Below are 17561 nucleotides of genomic sequence, written 5' to 3'. Positions count from 1 at the left end.
TCAATGAAACTTACTTTCTTACGCTATCATACAAACAGTCAGGTTAAAAAGAATAAAACGCATCGCGAAAGCATAACCTTTGCCGGGGCACAAAGCGTAGGTATTCTTTTTTCTGTAGAAGACAGAGCCAAGCACGATGTTGTAAAGGAATTGATTAAAAAGCTGGAGGGCGAAGGCAAAAAAGTGACTGTGCTCGCTTTTCTACCTGAGAAAAAAGAAAACTTTGAATTTCTCTTCAACTACTTTACTGTAAAGGAGATCTCCTTTTGGGGCAATCTTCAATCGAACGATGCACTGAACTTTTCTAACATAGCCTTCGATTTTTTATACTGCCTTGATGAAACACCCAATTTAATGGTGTTGAATATTCTGGCACGTTGTAAAGCAAAATGTCGTATCGGCAAATATGTTGAAGGCAACGAAGTTTACTTTGAATTGATGATTGAAAGTAAAAGTGGTATTAAATCACTAGCAGAAGCTGCCTTGAAATATAGCCGGGAACTGCGCTGATTACCAGCGAATCATAATCGTGATACCTACCAGAAAAATACTTTGCGCCAATAACACAATGGCTGCCATTTTATTTTCCTCAGTCTTGGTTTTATTCAATACCCACAGCGCAACAAAGCTGACGACAAACCAGGAAATGTAATTGAGCAGTGGAATATTGCCTCCATCCCATTGCCAGAAGTTTAGGTGAATAGCAACAGGCTCTAATAAATAATCAAATAAGGTGGCTAAAGAAGCCGCTAAGGTGATACTCACTATAGATCTGTTAAGATATATAGGCCAGAATTTTGAGGAAACAATCAATTGCGACAAGGCATAGGTGCCTAATACCACCATGGCCCAATTGACGCCTATAATAAGTGGTACACCAAAAAGAGCAAAACCCAAAACATCGGAATAGGCGTAGTTACCAAAAATAATACCAGTGTTAACACCCAGGATTTCTGCGCTGAAACCGATCAGTATAACACTGAGAAAGGCAGCTATAAATTTTTTAGAAATCGGTTCGTGGTTAATCAATACCAGGATGGCCATGACTAATAAATTAAGAGCAGATAGCGCTGCCAATAAAGACTTACCCCATAGGGCAAAAGCTGCAATACCTCCAATATTAAAAAGTAAAGCAAGGGTAGCTGAAACCCCGAATTTAGGCGCAATCTGCTCAAATCGTTGTGCTAAAAAAGGCGCTATCATCTTTATTTCCTTATGGTTGGTAGCTTAACACATCAGTTGGCAAATTGTTCTTTTACTAAAAGTTCTACCATGCGGGCACTTTTAAGGCATAATGGAATGCCCCCACCCGGATGTACAGTGCCTCCTGTAAAAAACAAGTTTTTATACTGCTTGCTTTCATTGGTGTGGCGAAAGAAGGCAGCCATGCGGTCGTTAGAACTGGATCCGTAAAGCGAACCCAGAAAAGAGGCTGTATCACGCTCAATACCTCCCGGATGCCAGATATACTCTTGTTCAATGAAAGGAGCGATATCTGTTTTCAAGATGCGAGACAGTTTCTTGAGTACACTTATCCTTGCTGACTGTACAGCCTCCTCCCAATTGATCATTTGGGAGGCAGGGGCATTGATCATGACAAACCAATTCTCACTATTCAAAGGTGCATGATCCTTATCTTTTTTAGCAGTAATGTTGATATAAATAGTCGGATCAGTGGGAAGTATTTTCTTTACAAAGAGTTCATCAAATTCTTGCTGGTAATCATCAGAGAAGAAAATGGAATGTAAATCCAGTTCAGGAAAAGACTTTTTAATTCCCCAATAAAAAATAATGGCGCTGGTAGATCGCTCCTGCTTACTGATTTCAAATGCAGTGTTATTATCTTTCAATAATTGCTTGTAAGTAAAATAAACATCCATGTTACTTACCACCACATCTGTCTTTACAGTGCGTTGTTCAGTTTGTACAGCTTTGACTGTATCGGTACTTTTTTCAATCTCTTTTACTGCTTCATTAAAGTAAAACTGCACACCTAATTCTTTTGCCAGCGCATATAAAGCATTGGTAATGCTAATCATACCACCTTTAGGATAGAAAGCACCTTCATTGTGTTCCAAATGCGGAATCATGGTAAGCATGGCAGGCGCTACATAGGGATTGCTCCCATTATACGTAGCAAAGCGATTGAATAGCTGTTGTGCTTTTGGTGAAGTAAAGGCCTGCTTGTTTACCTGATCTACTGAATGTATTAAGTGTTTTCCCTTTACAACAATGAGGGCATTTAAAATACGCTTATGCAACCAGGTCTTTAGGCGATGAAGTGGATAGTCCAGAAAAATGAGGCCTACATATTGATAAAGCCTGGCTGCCTCCTTAAGATATTGTGTTGCTCGTCCTTTTTTTTCACCAAGCTTAGTAACTAACTCGTCATCAAATTTTTGTACATCAGTATAACCATGCACGATTGTGCCATCCTCAAAGAAGTAACGGTTAGCTTCCTTTAACTTTTCTATCTGAATATAATCCTGGGGATTTTTACCAGCCAGTCTGAAAAGCTCCAATACATTTTCAGGTTGTGTAAAAAGACTGGGGCCCCGATCAAAATGGTATTCACCCAATTTAAAATCGCTGAGCTTACCACCAGGAAAACCATTTTTCTCGAAAACACTTACCTCAAAACCAAGAAGTCGTAAGCGTATAGCGGAAGCAAGGCCTGCCACACCTGAACCAATAATGACTGCGCGTTTCATTCGCGCTTATAACAGTTTTTAACTGTTATTGTTCAGTAAATTTTTAATAATAAGAGTCTAATTAAAGGAAGTGATTATCAATCGAATACTCACGAGTATAATTAAAATTGCAACCACCAGCATCATTCTTTTAACGGGCAGCTTTCGGGTAATGCTGGCCGCAATGGGTGCAGCCAGTACCCCGCCCAAAATAAGTCCGACAATAATGGTTAGATGACTAATACCGATTACGAAGAAAAAAGTAATTGAACTCGCCAGGGACACAAAAAATTCTGTTAGGTTAACGGAACCAATCGTATACCGTGGGTCTCTACCATTGGCAATGAGTGTGGACGAAACTATAGGCCCCCAGCCTCCACCACCTACGGAGTCCATAAATCCACCGAAAACAGCAAGCGTCTGCACATGCTTCGTTTTACCTTTTTCAATTTTTCTGCCTATCGCTTTGCGCAAAATAAGCAGGCCTAGTACAAGTGTGTAACAAGCGACAACAGGTTTAAAAATATAGTTATACGCTTGAAGAGAAGATAAGATATAAGCACCTAGAATTGAACCTACTACACCTGGTATTAATAGGGTTAAGAACAACTTCTTGTTTACATTCCTGAATTTTAAATGCATAAAACCGGAAACACCGCTGGTGAAAATCTCCGAAGTATGAATACTGGCGCTGGTGGCGGCAGGCGGCACACCAAAAGAAAGTAAAAAGGTAGAAGCACTTACACCATAGGCCATGCCCAATGATCCATCAATCATTTGTGCAACAAAACCTGCTGCTACAAAAATGAAAAATGTTTCATCTATTGCAGGTAGTATTGTTTCAGTGTAGAAAGTAAGTATGGAAGGAAAGGAAAATACTATCCATGCGATAATGATAACTCCGGCAATTACCAGGAAATAATACAGGCGATTAATAGCAGGTTTTGTTTTTACCAATAACAGGTTTTCCTCCTTATACTTATTACTCATACTAATACTGCAGTTTAATTGCTTTATCCTCTACTAGAAAAGATGCTAGTAAGTATACCGCAGCGTTACGCCATAGGTAGCAGGATCGCCCAATACACCAGCATAATGCCCGGCATTGCCAGCCGCTGGTAACAATTGTTCAAAATAATCCTTGTCTAAAATATTTCTTCCCCAGACAAAAATTGATAAACCATCTGCAGCCCTGAATCCAAAACGGGCATTCAACAAAGTATAACCTTCAATATTCAGGTATTGTGAGGGCGATGCACTGGAAGAAAAAGAGGAACGATAGTAACTATCAAAAGCGACAAATAATTTTGCTTCCTGGTCAAGCAACGTAAGGCTATTCGACAACAATTCGCCCCCGAAAGAACCAGCCCAATCTGATATTCCCGGCAATTTTCCACCTGAGATATCTTTAAAAGCATTAGCGCCACCAGTTTCCTCTAAAGGTACTGGCGCATTTTTAAATGAAACATATTCACCATTGGTATACGCCAGTGCTCCATAAAATGAAAAATTCTTTCCAATACGAATGTTCGCGTCCAATTCAGCGCCTGTTACACGGACTTTTTCTGCATTGGATAAATAACCACGGTTTACACCAACTTCTGCTGTTTGTACTTGTGTTTGAAAATCATCGATGTCGGTGTTATGAAGTACTAGATTAACAGTAGATCGCGGAGTAGGATTGGTTTTAATACCAAACTCTACGTGTGTTACATATTCAGGTTTAATTCTTGCAAGATCGACCAGGGTTTCACCATTGGCTGTAGGTAAACCTCCTAGGTTGACGCCCACTGGTTTATAGCTTGAAGAATAAGTTGCAAAAGCATTTATTTGCCTTGAAGCTTTGTAGGCTAAGGTTAATTGCCCTGATATATTTGATTCATCAACATCAGCCGTAAAAGCCTGATCGGTATAGACAGCACGTTTCAAGGCTAGCAGGTCAGGATCTGTTGTTGCTAAACCACCATACGTTTGTCTGTTGAAATCAACCTCCTTCTGATCATAGTTATAGCGAATACCTGGCAGTATGTGAAAGTTGCTTACCACTTCCCAATCTACTTGTGCAAATACAGCTGCACCAAAAGTTTTTAATCGCGAGTTGGTTCTGATGCCGTAACCATCAAAAAGCCCGGGAGTCTGCCATAAATTGCTAGTGGTATTTTGTGAGAATCTCCATTGTGCAGCTCCTGATTCTTCAATGTGAAAAGGGTCTGTTTTTAAATCCTGACTGATCGCAAAAACACCAATTACACCACTGATGTTAGCTGATAAGTCACCGGCATAACGTATCTCTTGTGTCCATTGCTCATGCTTGGATGTTGCTTGTGATAAAGCAAGCACAGGTAATCCGGTAAAATCTCTGTCATTGGATGGATCCCAGTTCCAATAACGCCATGCAGTCGTTGAAGTAAGCGTACCTTGCCCCAATTTTGCATCAACATTAACGGAAACCCCACCCAACTCATTACCTGAGCGCCAGGGTGTGTCATGGTCCACTAATCTGTCAAAGGCATTTCTGCTGGGAAGTTGATAATCAAGGTCTGCAATAATTTGTTCGAATTGACGATAGGGTGCCCTAAGCGTTGGCACCACACCAGCCACCACTTGCGCATAGCCTTCAGGTCTTTGTCTCGTAGCGTCTCCCGCAAAAGTAATTTTCAGATTTTCAGTAGGTGTATATAAAAGTTGCCCCCGGAAACCTAAGTTGTTAAGGTCGTTGATATATTTTTGATACCTGACATTATAGATTAAACCATCGCGTTGGGTACCCGAAAAAGATAAACGCCCTGCTAATTTTTTACTGAAAGGCCCTGTAACAGAACTCTTCGCCTGAACAAATCCGTAATTACCATAACTTACTTCAAACGTAGCACCCGGTGTAAAGCTTGCCTCTTTTGTTTTTACATTAAATGCACCTGCCGTTGTATTCTTTCCAAAGAGCGTACCCTGCGGACCTCTTAACACTTCTATCTGTTCGAGATCAATAAAATCTAATGTTGTTGCTGCTGGTCTTGCATAGTAAACACCATCAACATAAAAACCAACACCAGGATCAATACCATCGTTGGTAAGTCCAAAGGTTGATCCAAGACCACGAATATTGAGTGTAGTGTTACGCGGGTTTGAAGAATAGAGTTGTACCGTGGGCACCAGCTCTTTAATACGGTTTACGTTAAAAGCACCGGCATCTTCCACCAAATCACTGCTTACCACAGATATGGGTATGGGTACTTGTTGAGCAGTTTCAGAACGCCTTCTGGCAGTAACAACTACCTCCTCTAATTCATTATCTCCTACTAAGGTCAGTTCAAGCGGGCGATTCAGTTCGTTTACCTGAAAGTCTTGCGCTTTAAATCCAACATAACTAATCCTAATAATAAAGGGTGGTCGCTCACTTACTGCTAAGGAGAATCTGCCATCAGCATCTGTTAATACAAATTTGTTGGTGCCATTAATTAATACGGTCGCACCTTCTACAGGCTGCCCTCCCTCTTCCCGCACGATGCCGCTCAACATACTTTGGGCCTTTAGCACATTGCTTGCGCAGATCAATAGAATAAGTATTGTGTATTTAGTGATGATTTTTTTCATGGATTTGATAATTATGGGGCAAATATATAATTAATTCTATAAGTCTATAGATTTAGTAGACTAATAAAAAATATTTTTATATTGCGGCATGAACACAGAAACTGAGTCACCCTTACCTGCCTATAGCTTAAGGGCCTTACTACTTTATTTTTTAAAACTTGGAAGCATCGGGTTTGGCGGACCTGTGGCCCTGGTGGGTTACATGCAACGAGACCTGGTCGACAATAGAAAGTGGATTGCAGAGGAAGATTTTAAAGAAGGAATGGCACTTTCTCAATTAGCACCAGGCCCTTTAGCAGCACAGCTTGCCATTTATATAGGGTATGTTCATTACCGGGTGCTGGGCGCAACGCTCGTTGGTTTTGCTTTTGTATTACCTTCTTTTCTTATGGTTTTGGCGTTGGGATATTTCTATGTCCGCTTCAATGGTTTTCCGATGATTGAAGCAGTTTTTTATGGAGTTGGTGCGAGTATTATCGGCATTATTACACTGAGCAGTTATAAACTAACCAAGAAAAGCATTGGTAAAGATTGGACACTCTGGCTGATCTTCATCGTATTGGCTGTTACGACTTTTCTTACCGAACAAGAAAACATCTGGTTGATACTTGGTGGAGGTGTCCTGATCTATTTCATCAGAATAAAACCAATACCTCAACTGCATGCCTTTTCTTTTTTAGCTCCATCGATGCTACAGGCATCTACATTTGTTAGTCATTCAAAGTCATTTGATCTGTTTCTGTTTTTTCTGAAAGCCGGTGCTTTTGTTTTTGGAAGTGGTTTGGCCATTGTGCCATTTCTGTACGGTGGTGTTGTAAAAGAATACGCCTGGTTAAGTGAACAACAATTTTTAGATTCAGTTGCTGTGGCCATGATAACGCCTGGTCCTATTGTGATTACCGTAGGTTTCATTGGATTTTTAGTAGATGGCTTTTCAGGCGCTTGTATCGCAGCGGGTGCTACTTTTCTTCCTTGTTACTTGTTTACCATTCTTCCGGCTCCCTATTTTAAAAAATACGGAAAGCATCCAGCTATAAAAGCATTTGTTGATGGTGTTACCGCTGCGGCCGTGGGAGCCATTGCCGGTGCTGTTTTAGTCTTATCAAAAAGAACATTAGTAGATATTCCTTCTGCATCCATTGCATTTGTTACACTGCTCTTGTTGCTTGGATTTAAAAAATTACAAGAACCAGTGCTCATCGTATTTGCCGCACTAACGGGGATACTGCTGAAACTATTTGTTTTATGATTACTGATCCAGCCAGTCTTTAAATTCCTGAACCCTTTCTCTGGCGACAATCACATCCTGATCGTCAGAATCTTTTAACACGAGGCGTAGGCGGCTGTTCGTATAACTGATAATGTCCTGAAAGGCCTTCGGGCAAATAATGTATTTCCTGTTGATTCGGAAAAAAGATCTTTTATCAAGCATTTCCTCTAATTGGTCGAGGGTATAATCCAGGATATAATCACGCTTATCAGTTGTATGACAAAAAGTGGTTTTATCCTGGCTAAAAAAGTAAAGAATATTTTCTACTTCAATGGTTCTTAAATGCTCGCCAACCTTAATAACGAAACGACTTTTACTTCGTTTGGTGAGCATCTGTACGGCTAACTCAATATTAACTAACCTGTTCTGCGCATCATCGGTATTAACAGTTTTTAATTTCAATTTGTCGATGGCTGTTTTAAGTTCGTCTTTATCAATCGGCTTCAAAATATAATCTACACTATTCACCTTAAAGGCTTTTAGTGCATATTCATCGTAGGCTGTTGTAAAAATAACAGGACTACTTACTTTGCACTGCTCAAAAATCTGAAAACTGATTCCGTCCGCCAATTGTATATCCATCAGCACCAAATCAGGCGCAACATTGTTAGTAAACCACGCAACAGCGCGCTTTACGGAATCAATCTTGTCGAGCACGATAACACCCGGTTCTAATTCCTTTACCAGACTTTCTATTCGCCTGGCGGCTTGTTCTTCATCTTCAATAATCAATACCCTCATAGTAATGGATTAATGATGGGTATTTTAACAACAAAAAGATCCGCACCTTCACTGATTTGCACTGGCTGATTGCTTAAAAACTTGTAGCGTTTCACAATATTATCCAATCCCAAACCTGAAGATTCTTCACCCGTATTGGTTTTTCTTTGCAAGGTATTTTCAACAATAAGAAATTGTTTGTCACTATAGAGACGGATGGTCAAGGGCCTATCTTGTGATATTTCATTGTGTTTAACAGCATTTTCAACCAGCATCTGCAAAGCTAAAGGAGCTACCATCGCTTGTACGGTGGAGAGAGCGTTGTCAATTCTCAATTTATCACCAAAGCGTATGTGCTGCAGGTAGGTGTAGGATTCAAGAAAACGCAACTCATCCCCTATTGGCACCAGCTCCTTATCTCGGGTTTCCAATACATACCGATACACTTCCGATAATTGCTTGATAAACTTGGCTGCCTTGTCCTGGTCCTCATAAACGAGATTGGTCAAGGCATTCAGGCTATTGAATAAAAAGTGTGGATTGACCTGATTTTTTAAACTCTCGTAAGTAGCCGTCATGCTTTCTTTCTGATAACGCTCTGCATCTACTGCCGATTTTCTCCATTGCAGCAAGAACTCACGTCCATGCATGGTCAGTGAAATGAAGAAAGTAATTAATAAGGATATAACAATAAAATCAGTATAATCATTGAATCGAATATTACGCGAATACTCCCACAACTTTAAAAGACCGATGGCAGCCAGGGTTGTAAAAATTACCGTTGAAGCAAGCCCTGTCCACAAACGTGTCATGGGCATTTTTACCCATGGAAATCTTGAACTTAAGAAAGATGCCAACTCCCCATTGCCGATCCAAAGTACAGCCCACATAACTGCTGAGAAAAAAGTGGTGAGCGTAAATTTCGATGCGTCACCACTACAGGAAGTGCATGTAAAATAAGTCAGAATTGTTGAGCCTACTATTGAAAGGATAAAAACGCTTCCGTATTCTTTTACTCTTCTGCTGCTATGGGTTATTGGCTTTTCCAAATTTGACTATTTTAAATTAATCTCCTCCAAAAAGTGAGTTAATCATGGTAATCGATACACTTTGCTTATCCTGTTCAAATTTAAAGCTACACTTTTCGAAAGTAGGGCCGCCCCAACGCGGTTTAAAATTATTGGAGAAAGCAAAAGGTTCAGTCGGTACGCCAAAGGCACCTGTATCCAGTTTACCATTGTCATTTTCGTCCTGATAAATTGCGATAGCATATTCACCAAAGGGTATATCCTGAAACTGAAAGCTGCAAACATTCGATTTGCATTCGCCTGTTTGAGTTTTTACAATAAACTTATCATCCGGAAATTCTCCACCTTCGCGATAGATGGCTACATTAATTTTACCGGTTTGGGTAATATTGGAAAGTGAGACCACTAAAGAACCCTTTGTTTCAGAACGAAAAGCTGTGGTCAACAACGCGACCAAAAGCAATGCTTGTATCGATTTCATATTTGTTTTAAAGTTAGTGTATTAAGTATGTTTTCAAAAAATTCGTTATTGACACTTCTCCTTCAAGCTTTGCGCCATATTTTTACCCCACACAGGACTCAACAAAGAAGTAGGCTTTTGGTTTTCAAATTTCTCCACGGCCTTTGATGCCGTAGCACAGGCCTCAGTAGTGGATGAACCAAAAAACTTAGCTGTGCCAAATTCCATTTGAGCCAATAGTGCCAAGGCTCTGGGATTTTCAGGATTCATGGCCACCGCTTTATTAAATGCCTGAAAGGCCATGCCAGAATATTGCTGACCACGTGAGGCAGGATCGACTGTTACACGTATCATGTGCACGAAGCCTTCTAAAGCTACCAGTTCAGATTCACCAGGTTGTAAGGTCTTGGCGCTCTCCAGTGCCTTTAGAGAGGCATCCAGCATGCCATCTTTTTTTGCTGCGTCTTTTTCAAAATTTGCCATCATGACATAGGCATATGCTTCATAGTAGAAAGCTTCCCATTTGGTTTTCTCTGCCTCTGCTATTCTGTGGAAAGTATTGGCCAGCGATTGAAATTCTTCTACACTTTTTGCCTGGTAAACAGCCTCAATGTTTTTTTGCATAATCTCAGTGTATTTATCATTAGCAAATACCAACTGCGCTGCCAATACAAGCAGTCCGATGATGAGGGGGATGATGTTTAAGTTTTTCATAGTTTTAGTTGTTAGGTTATAGTTGTTAGTTATCAGTAAATCGTAAATCGTAAATCGTAAATTTTAAATCGTAATTTCTAAAGTGATGGTAACATATTCATGCCCTTATCTTTTGAAAGCGTGATGAATACACCGAGAAATAAGAAGTTACGTGCAGGTTGACGAATAGCCCTGCCAGTATACACACCATTTACATCAGGTGTTGTTGTATATTCGTATCCGAAAATATTATCACGTCCCAATATATTTGTACAAGAGGCATAGACAATTATATTCGACTTCGGTAAATAGCTGATGTTAATACTTAAGTCATGGTACGCGGGTGTACGGCCATTCATAAAAGTGTTTTCGTTTGGATTATTAAAAGGACGCGGACTTGAATAGGAGTAAGTAGCGCCAAACTGTGTTTTCAACTTGGATACAAAATGCTTGTATACAAAAGAGAAGTTGTGTGCAGAAGCAAATGAAGGCATTACTTCATTTGTGTAATTCAAATAGTCGCGTTTGGTATCCAGATAAGAATAACTCACCCAATAATCAACTTTATCAATGCTCTGGTTATCGCGCCAGAATAATTCCAGGCCTTGTGCATACCCTTTGCCTGTATTGCTGCTTGCTTCTTCCTGATTCGTTGTGAATTTTACTAAATCTTCATAAGCCTTGTAATAGGTTTCTACACGAAAGGTTCTGTTATTGGAAATGTATTGGTAGTTGGCAATGTAATGTTGTGCTTTTTCCTGTTGCAGGTTGTTATTTAGTTTTAACCAATCATTTTTAGGGGCTTGACGAAAAGTACCATACGCCAAAGAAAATTGACCATCTGTATGAAGTTTGTAGCCAAGGGAAATTCTTGGATCCACGCTGACCTCATTTAACAAACTATTGTGCTCAGCCCTCACACCCAAGCGTGTAACAAAGGCGTTGGAAGCATATACATCACCTTCGGCAAATACAGCACTTACATTTTCTGTAAAAGCCAATAGCCGTGCCGTTGGAAAAAATGGTGAGCGCAACACTTGTTCATAGGAGCGTGCAATCACTTCTGCACCTGCTTTAATCTCTACCCTGTCGGAGAGTGAACCCTCTACAACGGTTTTGGCATGTATACCTTCTTCTCTTTCGTCAGCATTATTACCTTCTATATTCGCATCATTATCAATAAGCGTGTATGATAAGCCACCGCGTATTATCCATTTTTCTGACAACTGATCTTTGTAGAAAGTATTCACATAACCATAGTTATTATCTAAGGTCAGTAATCTTTTTTGTGAAGCATCAGCGATATCATGTTGGTATAAGCTGAAGGATGATGTATTGAAATTACCAAAGGCTTTTAACATACCATGCTTACCGATTTCTTTGCGGTAGGCGCTGCTACCTTCTAAAGAAGCAAAAGGTTTTTTCCAATCGACCTCCTGGTTGATTAAACCATAGTAAGGTCTAATATTGGTGTATTGAATTTTACCGGCCAATGAAGCACGATCCCATACTTGTGTGTGCGAAACGTCACCACCTACCGATAAAATACCAAGGTCTGTTCTGGTTACTTCCTGTTTGTCTTTCGAGTCAAGGGCCAGGGCTGAAGAAAGTGCCTGACCATATTCGGCAGAGTAGCCACCTGTACTGAAACTCGTTCCTTTAAACATAAAAGGTAAAAAGCGTCCGCGTGAAGGCGTGTTGGGTGCAGCCGGACCATAAGCATCGAGCACCACCATCCCATCAATAAACGTTTTGGTTTCATTGCCTTCCCCACCACGAACAAAGAGGCGACCGCTCTCTCCCACCTTTTGTGTACCCGGCAAAGTATTCAAAGCACCGGCTATGTCGGCAGTAGCACCCGCGGTGGTGGCGATATCCAAGGCTTTAAAAACCGTTCTGCGCGATTCATCGCTGGCGGTGAAAGCGCCTGCCGTAATGGTTACGGCTTCTAACTGATTGATGGTCTCTTTCAGTTGAATGCTCAATGTCAACGGGGTGCCTACCAATTCTATAGCTTGTTCATAATTTTTATAACCCACAAAGGTTACCAATAATACTTGCTTACCTTTTTCGGTTGAAGAAAAGCGAAAGCTGCCATCGATATTGGTACTGGCACCATCGTAAGTGTCTTTCAGGGATACATTGGCACCGGGTATGGCTTCTCCTTTTTCATCCGAAACTTTTCCGGAGATCAGGGTTTGGGCAAATCCTGCTGAAAAAGTGAGCAGGAAGACAAGGCTTGTGTGGAGTAGTGATCGAATCATGTTTCAAATCTTCCTCAAAAAGGCCTTCTTAGCTAAAAAGTGTTACTGAAGTGTCAGAGTAGCGGGATGAATTGTAAAGAGGGCGGATGAATTATTAGCCTTTGATTGAGACTAATGGCCAATTAAGGTAAGCGGGTTTTGCTTTTGCCTGTTGAATCTATACTTTTAAGACTTAACCTTGTTAACATGCGATTGTTATTTACCACGCTATTCATCATCTGCCTTTTTACTGCTAAGGCACAACAAGTCGACAAACACATCACGGAAGAAAATGTCGGCAGAATTATCAGCACCCTGGCCGCGGATGATATGATGGGGCGTCCTGCCATGCGACCTGAATACATGGAGAAAGCTACTGCTTTTATAGAAAGTGAATTTGAAAAAATTGGTTTAAAACCCCTTGCCGGTCAAAAAAGTTACCGACAAGCTTTTCAAAAACAATTGATTGTACCTGGTTCTGTAAAAGTGGCGCTTAACGGTCAGGCCTTGAGCAGTGATAAAGTATTACTAGCCACTGAAAATCTCAAGATCAATGCCAACAGTGGATTTGGCATGCTTCGCATCGACTATGACAGCACCATTGTCAACAAAAGACAAACACTGATCAGCAAAGCTTTTATGCTTAGTCGCGATACCAGCGCTGCCTTTGTTATTGTACACCCTGCTTACCTTGAAGTATTCCCTGACTTAAAAGGATATTTTGGTAAACGACTCATCTCTGGTCGTAAAGGCACGAAAGTATTTGTTGTTACCGATCAGCCTATCAATACTTACAACGTAGAGGCTACGCAAAGTATTGAAGCCATTACCATGACGAATGTTGTGGGTATGATAGAAGGAAAAAAGAAGAAGGACGAATATGTAGTCTTCTCCGGTCATTATGATCACATAGGCATCAGAGCGGCTGTGGATGGAGACTCCATCGCCAACGGTGCCGATGATGATGCCTCTGGTACGACTGCTGTCATTGCTTTGGCTAACTACTACAAAAAAATAAAAGACAATAACCGCACCCTAATTTTTGTTGCCTTTACAGCAGAAGAAATTGGTGGCTTTGGTTCACGCTATTTTTCTGAACAACTGAATCCAGATCAGGTAGTGGCCATGTTTAATATTGAAATGATTGGCAAACCCTCCAAGTGGGGACGCGACCATGCTTTTATTACCGGTTATGAGCGCTCTGATTTTGGTGAAATTCTGCAACGCAATTTGCTGGGCACACCTTTCAAATTTATGCCTGATCCTTATCCCAAACAAAATTTATTCTATCGTTCTGACAATGCCACACTGGCTAGACTGGGCGTACCTGCACACACTATCTCCACCGATGAAATTGACATCGATAAATTTTACCATACGGTGAATGACGAAGTAGAAACCCTGGATGTAAAAAACATAACGGTAACGATACGGGCTATTGCCTTAAGTGCCCGCTCTATGGTAAGCGGAACCGATGCCCCCAAACGTATCGATAAGGCCAGCGTACGTTAAAGCTGTTACCCTTCCTTTTCTCCAGATCTTTGTCGCTAAGGCACAAAGATCTGGAGAAATAGTTAGCGGATAATTAGAAAGGACGACCCGAAATCTCACCTTTATAATTCCTTTGCTTTCACTATTTTTGCGGTTCGCATAACATTGAACTGAGCAAAATGGCCGAATACAGCAAGGAAGAGATCAAGAAAATTGAGCAGAAATGGCAGGAGAAGTGGGAAAAAGAAGGAGCCTATAAAGTTTCTGATACTTCTGACAAACCTAAATATTATGTGCTTGACATGTTCCCCTACCCTTCCGGGGCAGGTTTGCATGTGGGGCACCCTCTTGGTTACATCGCATCGGACATCGTGTCCCGCTACAAGCGCAGTAAGGGGTTTAATGTGCTCCATCCTATGGGCTTTGATGCCTTCGGTTTACCAGCTGAACAATATGCCATTCAAACAGGACAGCATCCTGCTGTTACGACAGCTAAAAATATAGAGACCTATAAAAGACAACTCAGACAAATCGGTTTCTCTTACGATTGGAGTCGCGAAGTCCAAACCTGCGAACCCGCCTATTACAAATGGACGCAGTGGATTTTCATGCAGTTGTTTAATGCCTGGTACAACAAAAAGGCAATGGTCAATGGACAATGGACAATGGACGGTAAGACCGAACCCATCACTACACTTATCAGTGAACTAGAGAAGAACGGCAATAACAATATTGATGCAGTATGTGATGAGGACACGCCATCCATCACCGCTGAGCAATGGAAAAATTTTGACGAAAGAGAAAAAGAAGAATTTCTGCAACACTATCGCATAGCTTATCAAAGCGAAACCATGGTGAACTGGTGTGCTGCTTTAGGGACAGTACTTTCTAATGATGAAGTAAAAGATGGTGTAAGTGAACGCGGTGGCTACCCGGTAGAGCGTATTAAAATGTTGCAATGGAGCATGCGCATTACTGCTTATGCTGATCGTTTGCTGAAAGGTTTAGATACCATTGATTGGCCTGAACCTGTGAAAGAAATGCAACGCAATTGGATCGGTAAAAGCTTAGGTTGCCAATTCAAATTTGAAATTTCAAATTTGAAATTTGAAATTGAGGTCTTCACCACGAGGATCGATACTGTTTTTGGCGTTACCTTCCTGGTGTTGGCACCAGAACATGAACTGGTAAACAAGATTACTACTGATGCACAACGTAACGCTGTTGAGGCTTATGTAGAAGTGGCCAAAAACAGAAGTGAACGTGAGCGCATGAGTGAAGTAAAACGCGTGAGTGGTGCTTTCACGGGTGCTTATGCCATCAATCCTTTTAATGGCGAGCAAATTCCAATCTGGATTTCTGATTATGTATTGGCTGGTTATGGAACAGGCGCTGTCATGGCCGTGCCGGGTCATGATGAACGTGATCATCGTTTTGCCAAGCATTTTAATTTGCCTATACGACAAGTGGTTGAAGGGCCCAGTGTTGAAGAAGAAGCTTTTGTGAGTTGGGATGCGAAGGTCATCAACTCTGATTTTATGAATGGCTTAACTGTTGATGAAGCCATTGCAGCCGGTATTAAAAAAGTAGAAGCGCTAAAAGTAGGTAAGGGGAAAGTAAATTTCCGTTTACGCGATGCCATTTTTGGTCGCCAGCGTTATTGGGGTGAGCCCTTCCCTGTCTATTATAAAGATGGTTTACCTAAGCTTGTAGCAGAACAGGATTTACCGATCACGCTACCAGAGATTGATGAATACAAACCAACCGAAAGTGGAGAGCCACCATTGGCAAGGGCAAAAGATTGGAACTACAAGGGATTTTCGCATGAATTAACCACCATGCCTGGCTGGGCAGGCTCCAGTTGGTATTGGTTCCGTTACATGGATCCGAAAAACAATGAGGCTTTTGCCAGCAAGGAAAAAACCAGCTACTGGAAAGACGTTGACTTGTACATGGGTGGCAGCGAACATGCCACAGGACATTTATTGTATTCACGCTTCTGGTGCAAGGCCTTGAAAGATCTAGGTTATGTAGAAGCTGAAGAGCCATTTAAGAAGTTGATTAACCAGGGGCATATACAGGGGGTGTCTAAGCTCATCTATAGATTAGGATTTTATAATGAACATGACGGTTCTCCCGTAAATAAATTTGAGCAGAAGAGAACTGATGTTTATGTTTCCTATTCTATTGCCAAGAACATTAAGGAGAATCCTTTAAAAAATGAATTACTAAGAAAATATCTTGAAGAAAACAACCTTACAGACGAATTAGCCGACTTTCATAAGTATCCAAAATCCCTTTGTGACATACTTCATGTAGATGTAAATATTGTTGAGGGTGATGTTTTAGATACAGACAAATTGAGGAAATGGCGCAACGATTATGTGTCCGCAAAATTCATCCTTGAGGAAGGCAAATACATCTGCGGCTCCGAAGTCGAAAAAATGTCTAAATCAAAATACAATGTGGTTAACCCTGACGACATTGTAAGCAACTATGGTGCAGACACACTTCGCTTGTATGAAATGTTCTTAGGTCCTTTGGAGTTATCCAAGCCCTGGAATACACAAGGCATCGATGGTGTGTATAAATTCTTAAGACGTTTCTGGAATCTCTTTCATGATAAAAACGGGAACTTCAATATCAGTGAAGAAGCTGCAACACGTGAAGAACTTAAGGTTTTACACAAAACCATTAAGAAAGTCGCACATGATATAGAAAACTTCTCTTTCAATACTTCTGTCAGTGAGTTCATGATCTGCGCTAACGAGCTTTCTTCCATGAAATGTAACAAACGCAGCATTCTGGAACCTTTGTGTATTGTGCTGGCACCTTATGCACCACACATTACTGCAGAGCTTTGGGAGAAAATGGGACATGATGATAGTATTCTCAATGCTATCTTCCCAATCCACAATGAAGAATACCTGACGGAAAGCTCACACGAATATCCTATCTCCATCAATGGCAAAGTAAGGGGCAAAATGAATTTTGCACTGGATATGCCAAAAGAAGATATAGAGAAAATAGTGCTGGCTTCAGAAACGGTGCAAAAGTGGAGTGAAGGCAAAACACCCAAGAAGATTATTGTGGTGCAAGGAAAGATTGTGAACGTAGTGTTATAATTGACAATGGTCAATGGACAATTGTCAATGAGGTTGGACTAACTTAAAAACAGCGCCTCTTTGCGAGGAACGAAGCGCAGGTTGTGTGATGCGTGACGAAGCAATCTGACAAAATAATGATCAATTGAAATTGGTTGTTGGTTGTTGGTTGTTGGTTGTTGGTTGTTGGTTGTTGGTTGTTGGTTGTTGGTTGTTGGTTGTTGGTTGTTGGTTGTTGGTTGTTGGTTGTTGGTTGTTGGTTGTTGGTTGT

14 protein-coding genes are annotated in these 17561 nt (G+C 40.9%); 4 read left to right on the top strand and 10 right to left on the bottom strand.

Annotated features, from left to right (window positions below; translation table 11 throughout):
- Positions 1-3 precede the first annotated feature (3 nt).
- Complete coding sequence (locus tag ACO1XM_RS13555; RefSeq protein ID WP_486229853.1) at positions 4-510, top strand: DUF6913 domain-containing protein; 507 nt, start codon at positions 4-6, stop codon at positions 508-510.
- Here ACO1XM_RS13555 and ACO1XM_RS13550 read toward each other — a convergent pair whose 3' ends face one another.
- The 4 genes from ACO1XM_RS13550 to ACO1XM_RS13535 are packed head-to-tail and all read right to left on the bottom strand — an operon-like array spanning position 511 to position 6281.
- Positions 511-1203, bottom strand: a complete 693-nt coding sequence (locus ACO1XM_RS13550; RefSeq protein ID WP_486229851.1) for a carotenoid biosynthesis protein — start codon at positions 1201-1203, stop codon at positions 511-513. It lies immediately after the preceding gene.
- A gap of 32 nt (positions 1204-1235) precedes the next feature.
- A complete protein-coding gene (gene crtD, locus ACO1XM_RS13545) occupies positions 1236-2711 on the bottom strand; it encodes a 1-hydroxycarotenoid 3,4-desaturase CrtD (RefSeq protein ID WP_486229849.1) in 1476 nt (491 codons plus the stop codon).
- A 57-nt stretch (positions 2712-2768) separates the two neighbouring features.
- On the bottom strand, positions 2769-3680 hold the full coding sequence (locus ACO1XM_RS13540) for a sulfite exporter TauE/SafE family protein (protein WP_486229847.1): 912 nt from the start codon (positions 3678-3680) through the stop codon (positions 2769-2771).
- Between the two features lie 45 nt (positions 3681-3725).
- The gene (locus tag ACO1XM_RS13535) at positions 3726-6281 is read right to left on the bottom strand and encodes a TonB-dependent receptor (RefSeq protein ID WP_486229845.1); all 2556 of its coding nucleotides are present in this window, start codon (positions 6279-6281) and stop codon (positions 3726-3728) included.
- Positions 6282-6369: 88 nt separating this feature from the next.
- On the opposite strand from ACO1XM_RS13535, the gene ACO1XM_RS13530 reads away from it, so the two are divergent.
- Positions 6370-7530 carry a chromate transporter gene (locus tag ACO1XM_RS13530; protein ID WP_486229843.1) on the top strand — a complete coding sequence of 387 codons (1161 nt, stop codon included), beginning with the start codon at positions 6370-6372 and terminating at the stop codon, positions 7528-7530.
- Here the strand turns inward: ACO1XM_RS13530 and ACO1XM_RS13525 are convergent, their stop codons facing one another.
- The 5 genes from ACO1XM_RS13525 to ACO1XM_RS13505 all read right to left on the bottom strand — a co-directional run bounded on the left by ACO1XM_RS13525 (position 7531) and on the right by ACO1XM_RS13505 (position 12716).
- Positions 7531-8292: a LytR/AlgR family response regulator transcription factor gene (locus tag ACO1XM_RS13525; RefSeq protein WP_486229841.1), complete on the bottom strand. Its 762-nt coding sequence runs from the start codon at positions 8290-8292 to the stop codon at positions 7531-7533.
- Complete coding sequence (locus ACO1XM_RS13520; RefSeq protein ID WP_486229839.1) at positions 8289-9320, bottom strand: sensor histidine kinase; 1032 nt, start codon at positions 9318-9320, stop codon at positions 8289-8291. The genes ACO1XM_RS13525 and ACO1XM_RS13520 overlap by 4 nt, the downstream gene beginning before the upstream one ends.
- A gap of 16 nt (positions 9321-9336) precedes the next feature.
- Positions 9337-9780, bottom strand: a complete 444-nt coding sequence (locus ACO1XM_RS13515; protein ID WP_486229837.1) for a DUF2141 domain-containing protein — start codon at positions 9778-9780, stop codon at positions 9337-9339.
- 45 nt (positions 9781-9825) lie between these two features.
- Positions 9826-10473: a hypothetical protein gene (locus ACO1XM_RS13510; RefSeq protein ID WP_486229835.1), complete on the bottom strand. Its 648-nt coding sequence runs from the start codon at positions 10471-10473 to the stop codon at positions 9826-9828.
- A 77-nt stretch (positions 10474-10550) separates the two neighbouring features.
- The gene (locus tag ACO1XM_RS13505) at positions 10551-12716 is read right to left on the bottom strand and encodes a TonB-dependent receptor (RefSeq protein WP_486229833.1); all 2166 of its coding nucleotides are present in this window, start codon (positions 12714-12716) and stop codon (positions 10551-10553) included.
- A gap of 186 nt (positions 12717-12902) precedes the next feature.
- Here ACO1XM_RS13505 and ACO1XM_RS13500 point away from each other — a divergent pair, with 186 nt between their 5' ends.
- Both ACO1XM_RS13500 and ACO1XM_RS13495 read left to right on the top strand, forming a co-directional pair.
- A complete protein-coding gene (locus tag ACO1XM_RS13500; RefSeq protein ID WP_486229831.1) occupies positions 12903-14207 on the top strand; it encodes a M20/M25/M40 family metallo-hydrolase in 1305 nt (434 codons plus the stop codon).
- Between the two features lie 158 nt (positions 14208-14365).
- Positions 14366-17311: a leucine--tRNA ligase gene (locus ACO1XM_RS13495; protein WP_486229829.1), complete on the top strand. Its 2946-nt coding sequence runs from the start codon at positions 14366-14368 to the stop codon at positions 17309-17311.
- Between the two features lie 38 nt (positions 17312-17349).
- On the opposite strand, the gene ACO1XM_RS13490 is transcribed toward ACO1XM_RS13495, so the two are convergent.
- Positions 17350-17561, bottom strand: a 212-nt coding sequence (locus ACO1XM_RS13490; protein ID WP_486229827.1) for a hypothetical protein, incomplete at its 5' end; no start/stop codon positions are given.

The organism is Chryseotalea sp. (assembly GCF_057350905.1).
The sequence above is the reverse complement of the archived record's forward strand: the minus strand, read 5'-3'. Positions and strand labels throughout refer to the sequence as shown.

Excerpts from the sequence above, each read along its gene's own strand:
- ACO1XM_RS13510 (WP_486229835.1), bottom strand. The coding sequence starts at position 10,473 with ATGAAAAACTTAAACATCATCCCCCTCATCATCGGACTGCTTGTATTG.
- ACO1XM_RS13525 (WP_486229841.1), bottom strand. The coding sequence starts at position 8,292 with ATGAGGGTATTGATTATTGAAGATGAAGAACAAGCCGCCAGGCGAATA.
- ACO1XM_RS13500 (WP_486229831.1), top strand. The coding sequence starts at position 12,903 with ATGCGATTGTTATTTACCACGCTATTCATCATCTGCCTTTTTACTGCT.
- ACO1XM_RS13505 (WP_486229833.1), bottom strand. The coding sequence starts at position 12,716 with ATGATTCGATCACTACTCCACACAAGCCTTGTCTTCCTGCTCACTTTT.
- ACO1XM_RS13515 (WP_486229837.1), bottom strand. The coding sequence starts at position 9,780 with ATGAAATCGATACAAGCATTGCTTTTGGTCGCGTTGTTGACCACAGCT.
- ACO1XM_RS13555 (WP_486229853.1), top strand. The coding sequence starts at position 4 with ATGAAACTTACTTTCTTACGCTATCATACAAACAGTCAGGTTAAAAAG.
- ACO1XM_RS13540 (WP_486229847.1), bottom strand. The coding sequence starts at position 3,680 with ATGAGTAATAAGTATAAGGAGGAAAACCTGTTATTGGTAAAAACAAAA.
- crtD (WP_486229849.1), bottom strand. The coding sequence starts at position 2,711 with ATGAAACGCGCAGTCATTATTGGTTCAGGTGTGGCAGGCCTTGCTTCC.
- ACO1XM_RS13550 (WP_486229851.1), bottom strand. The coding sequence starts at position 1,203 with ATGATAGCGCCTTTTTTAGCACAACGATTTGAGCAGATTGCGCCTAAA.
- ACO1XM_RS13495 (WP_486229829.1), top strand. The coding sequence starts at position 14,366 with ATGGCCGAATACAGCAAGGAAGAGATCAAGAAAATTGAGCAGAAATGG.
- ACO1XM_RS13535 (WP_486229845.1), bottom strand. The coding sequence starts at position 6,281 with ATGAAAAAAATCATCACTAAATACACAATACTTATTCTATTGATCTGC.
- ACO1XM_RS13530 (WP_486229843.1), top strand. The coding sequence starts at position 6,370 with ATGAACACAGAAACTGAGTCACCCTTACCTGCCTATAGCTTAAGGGCC.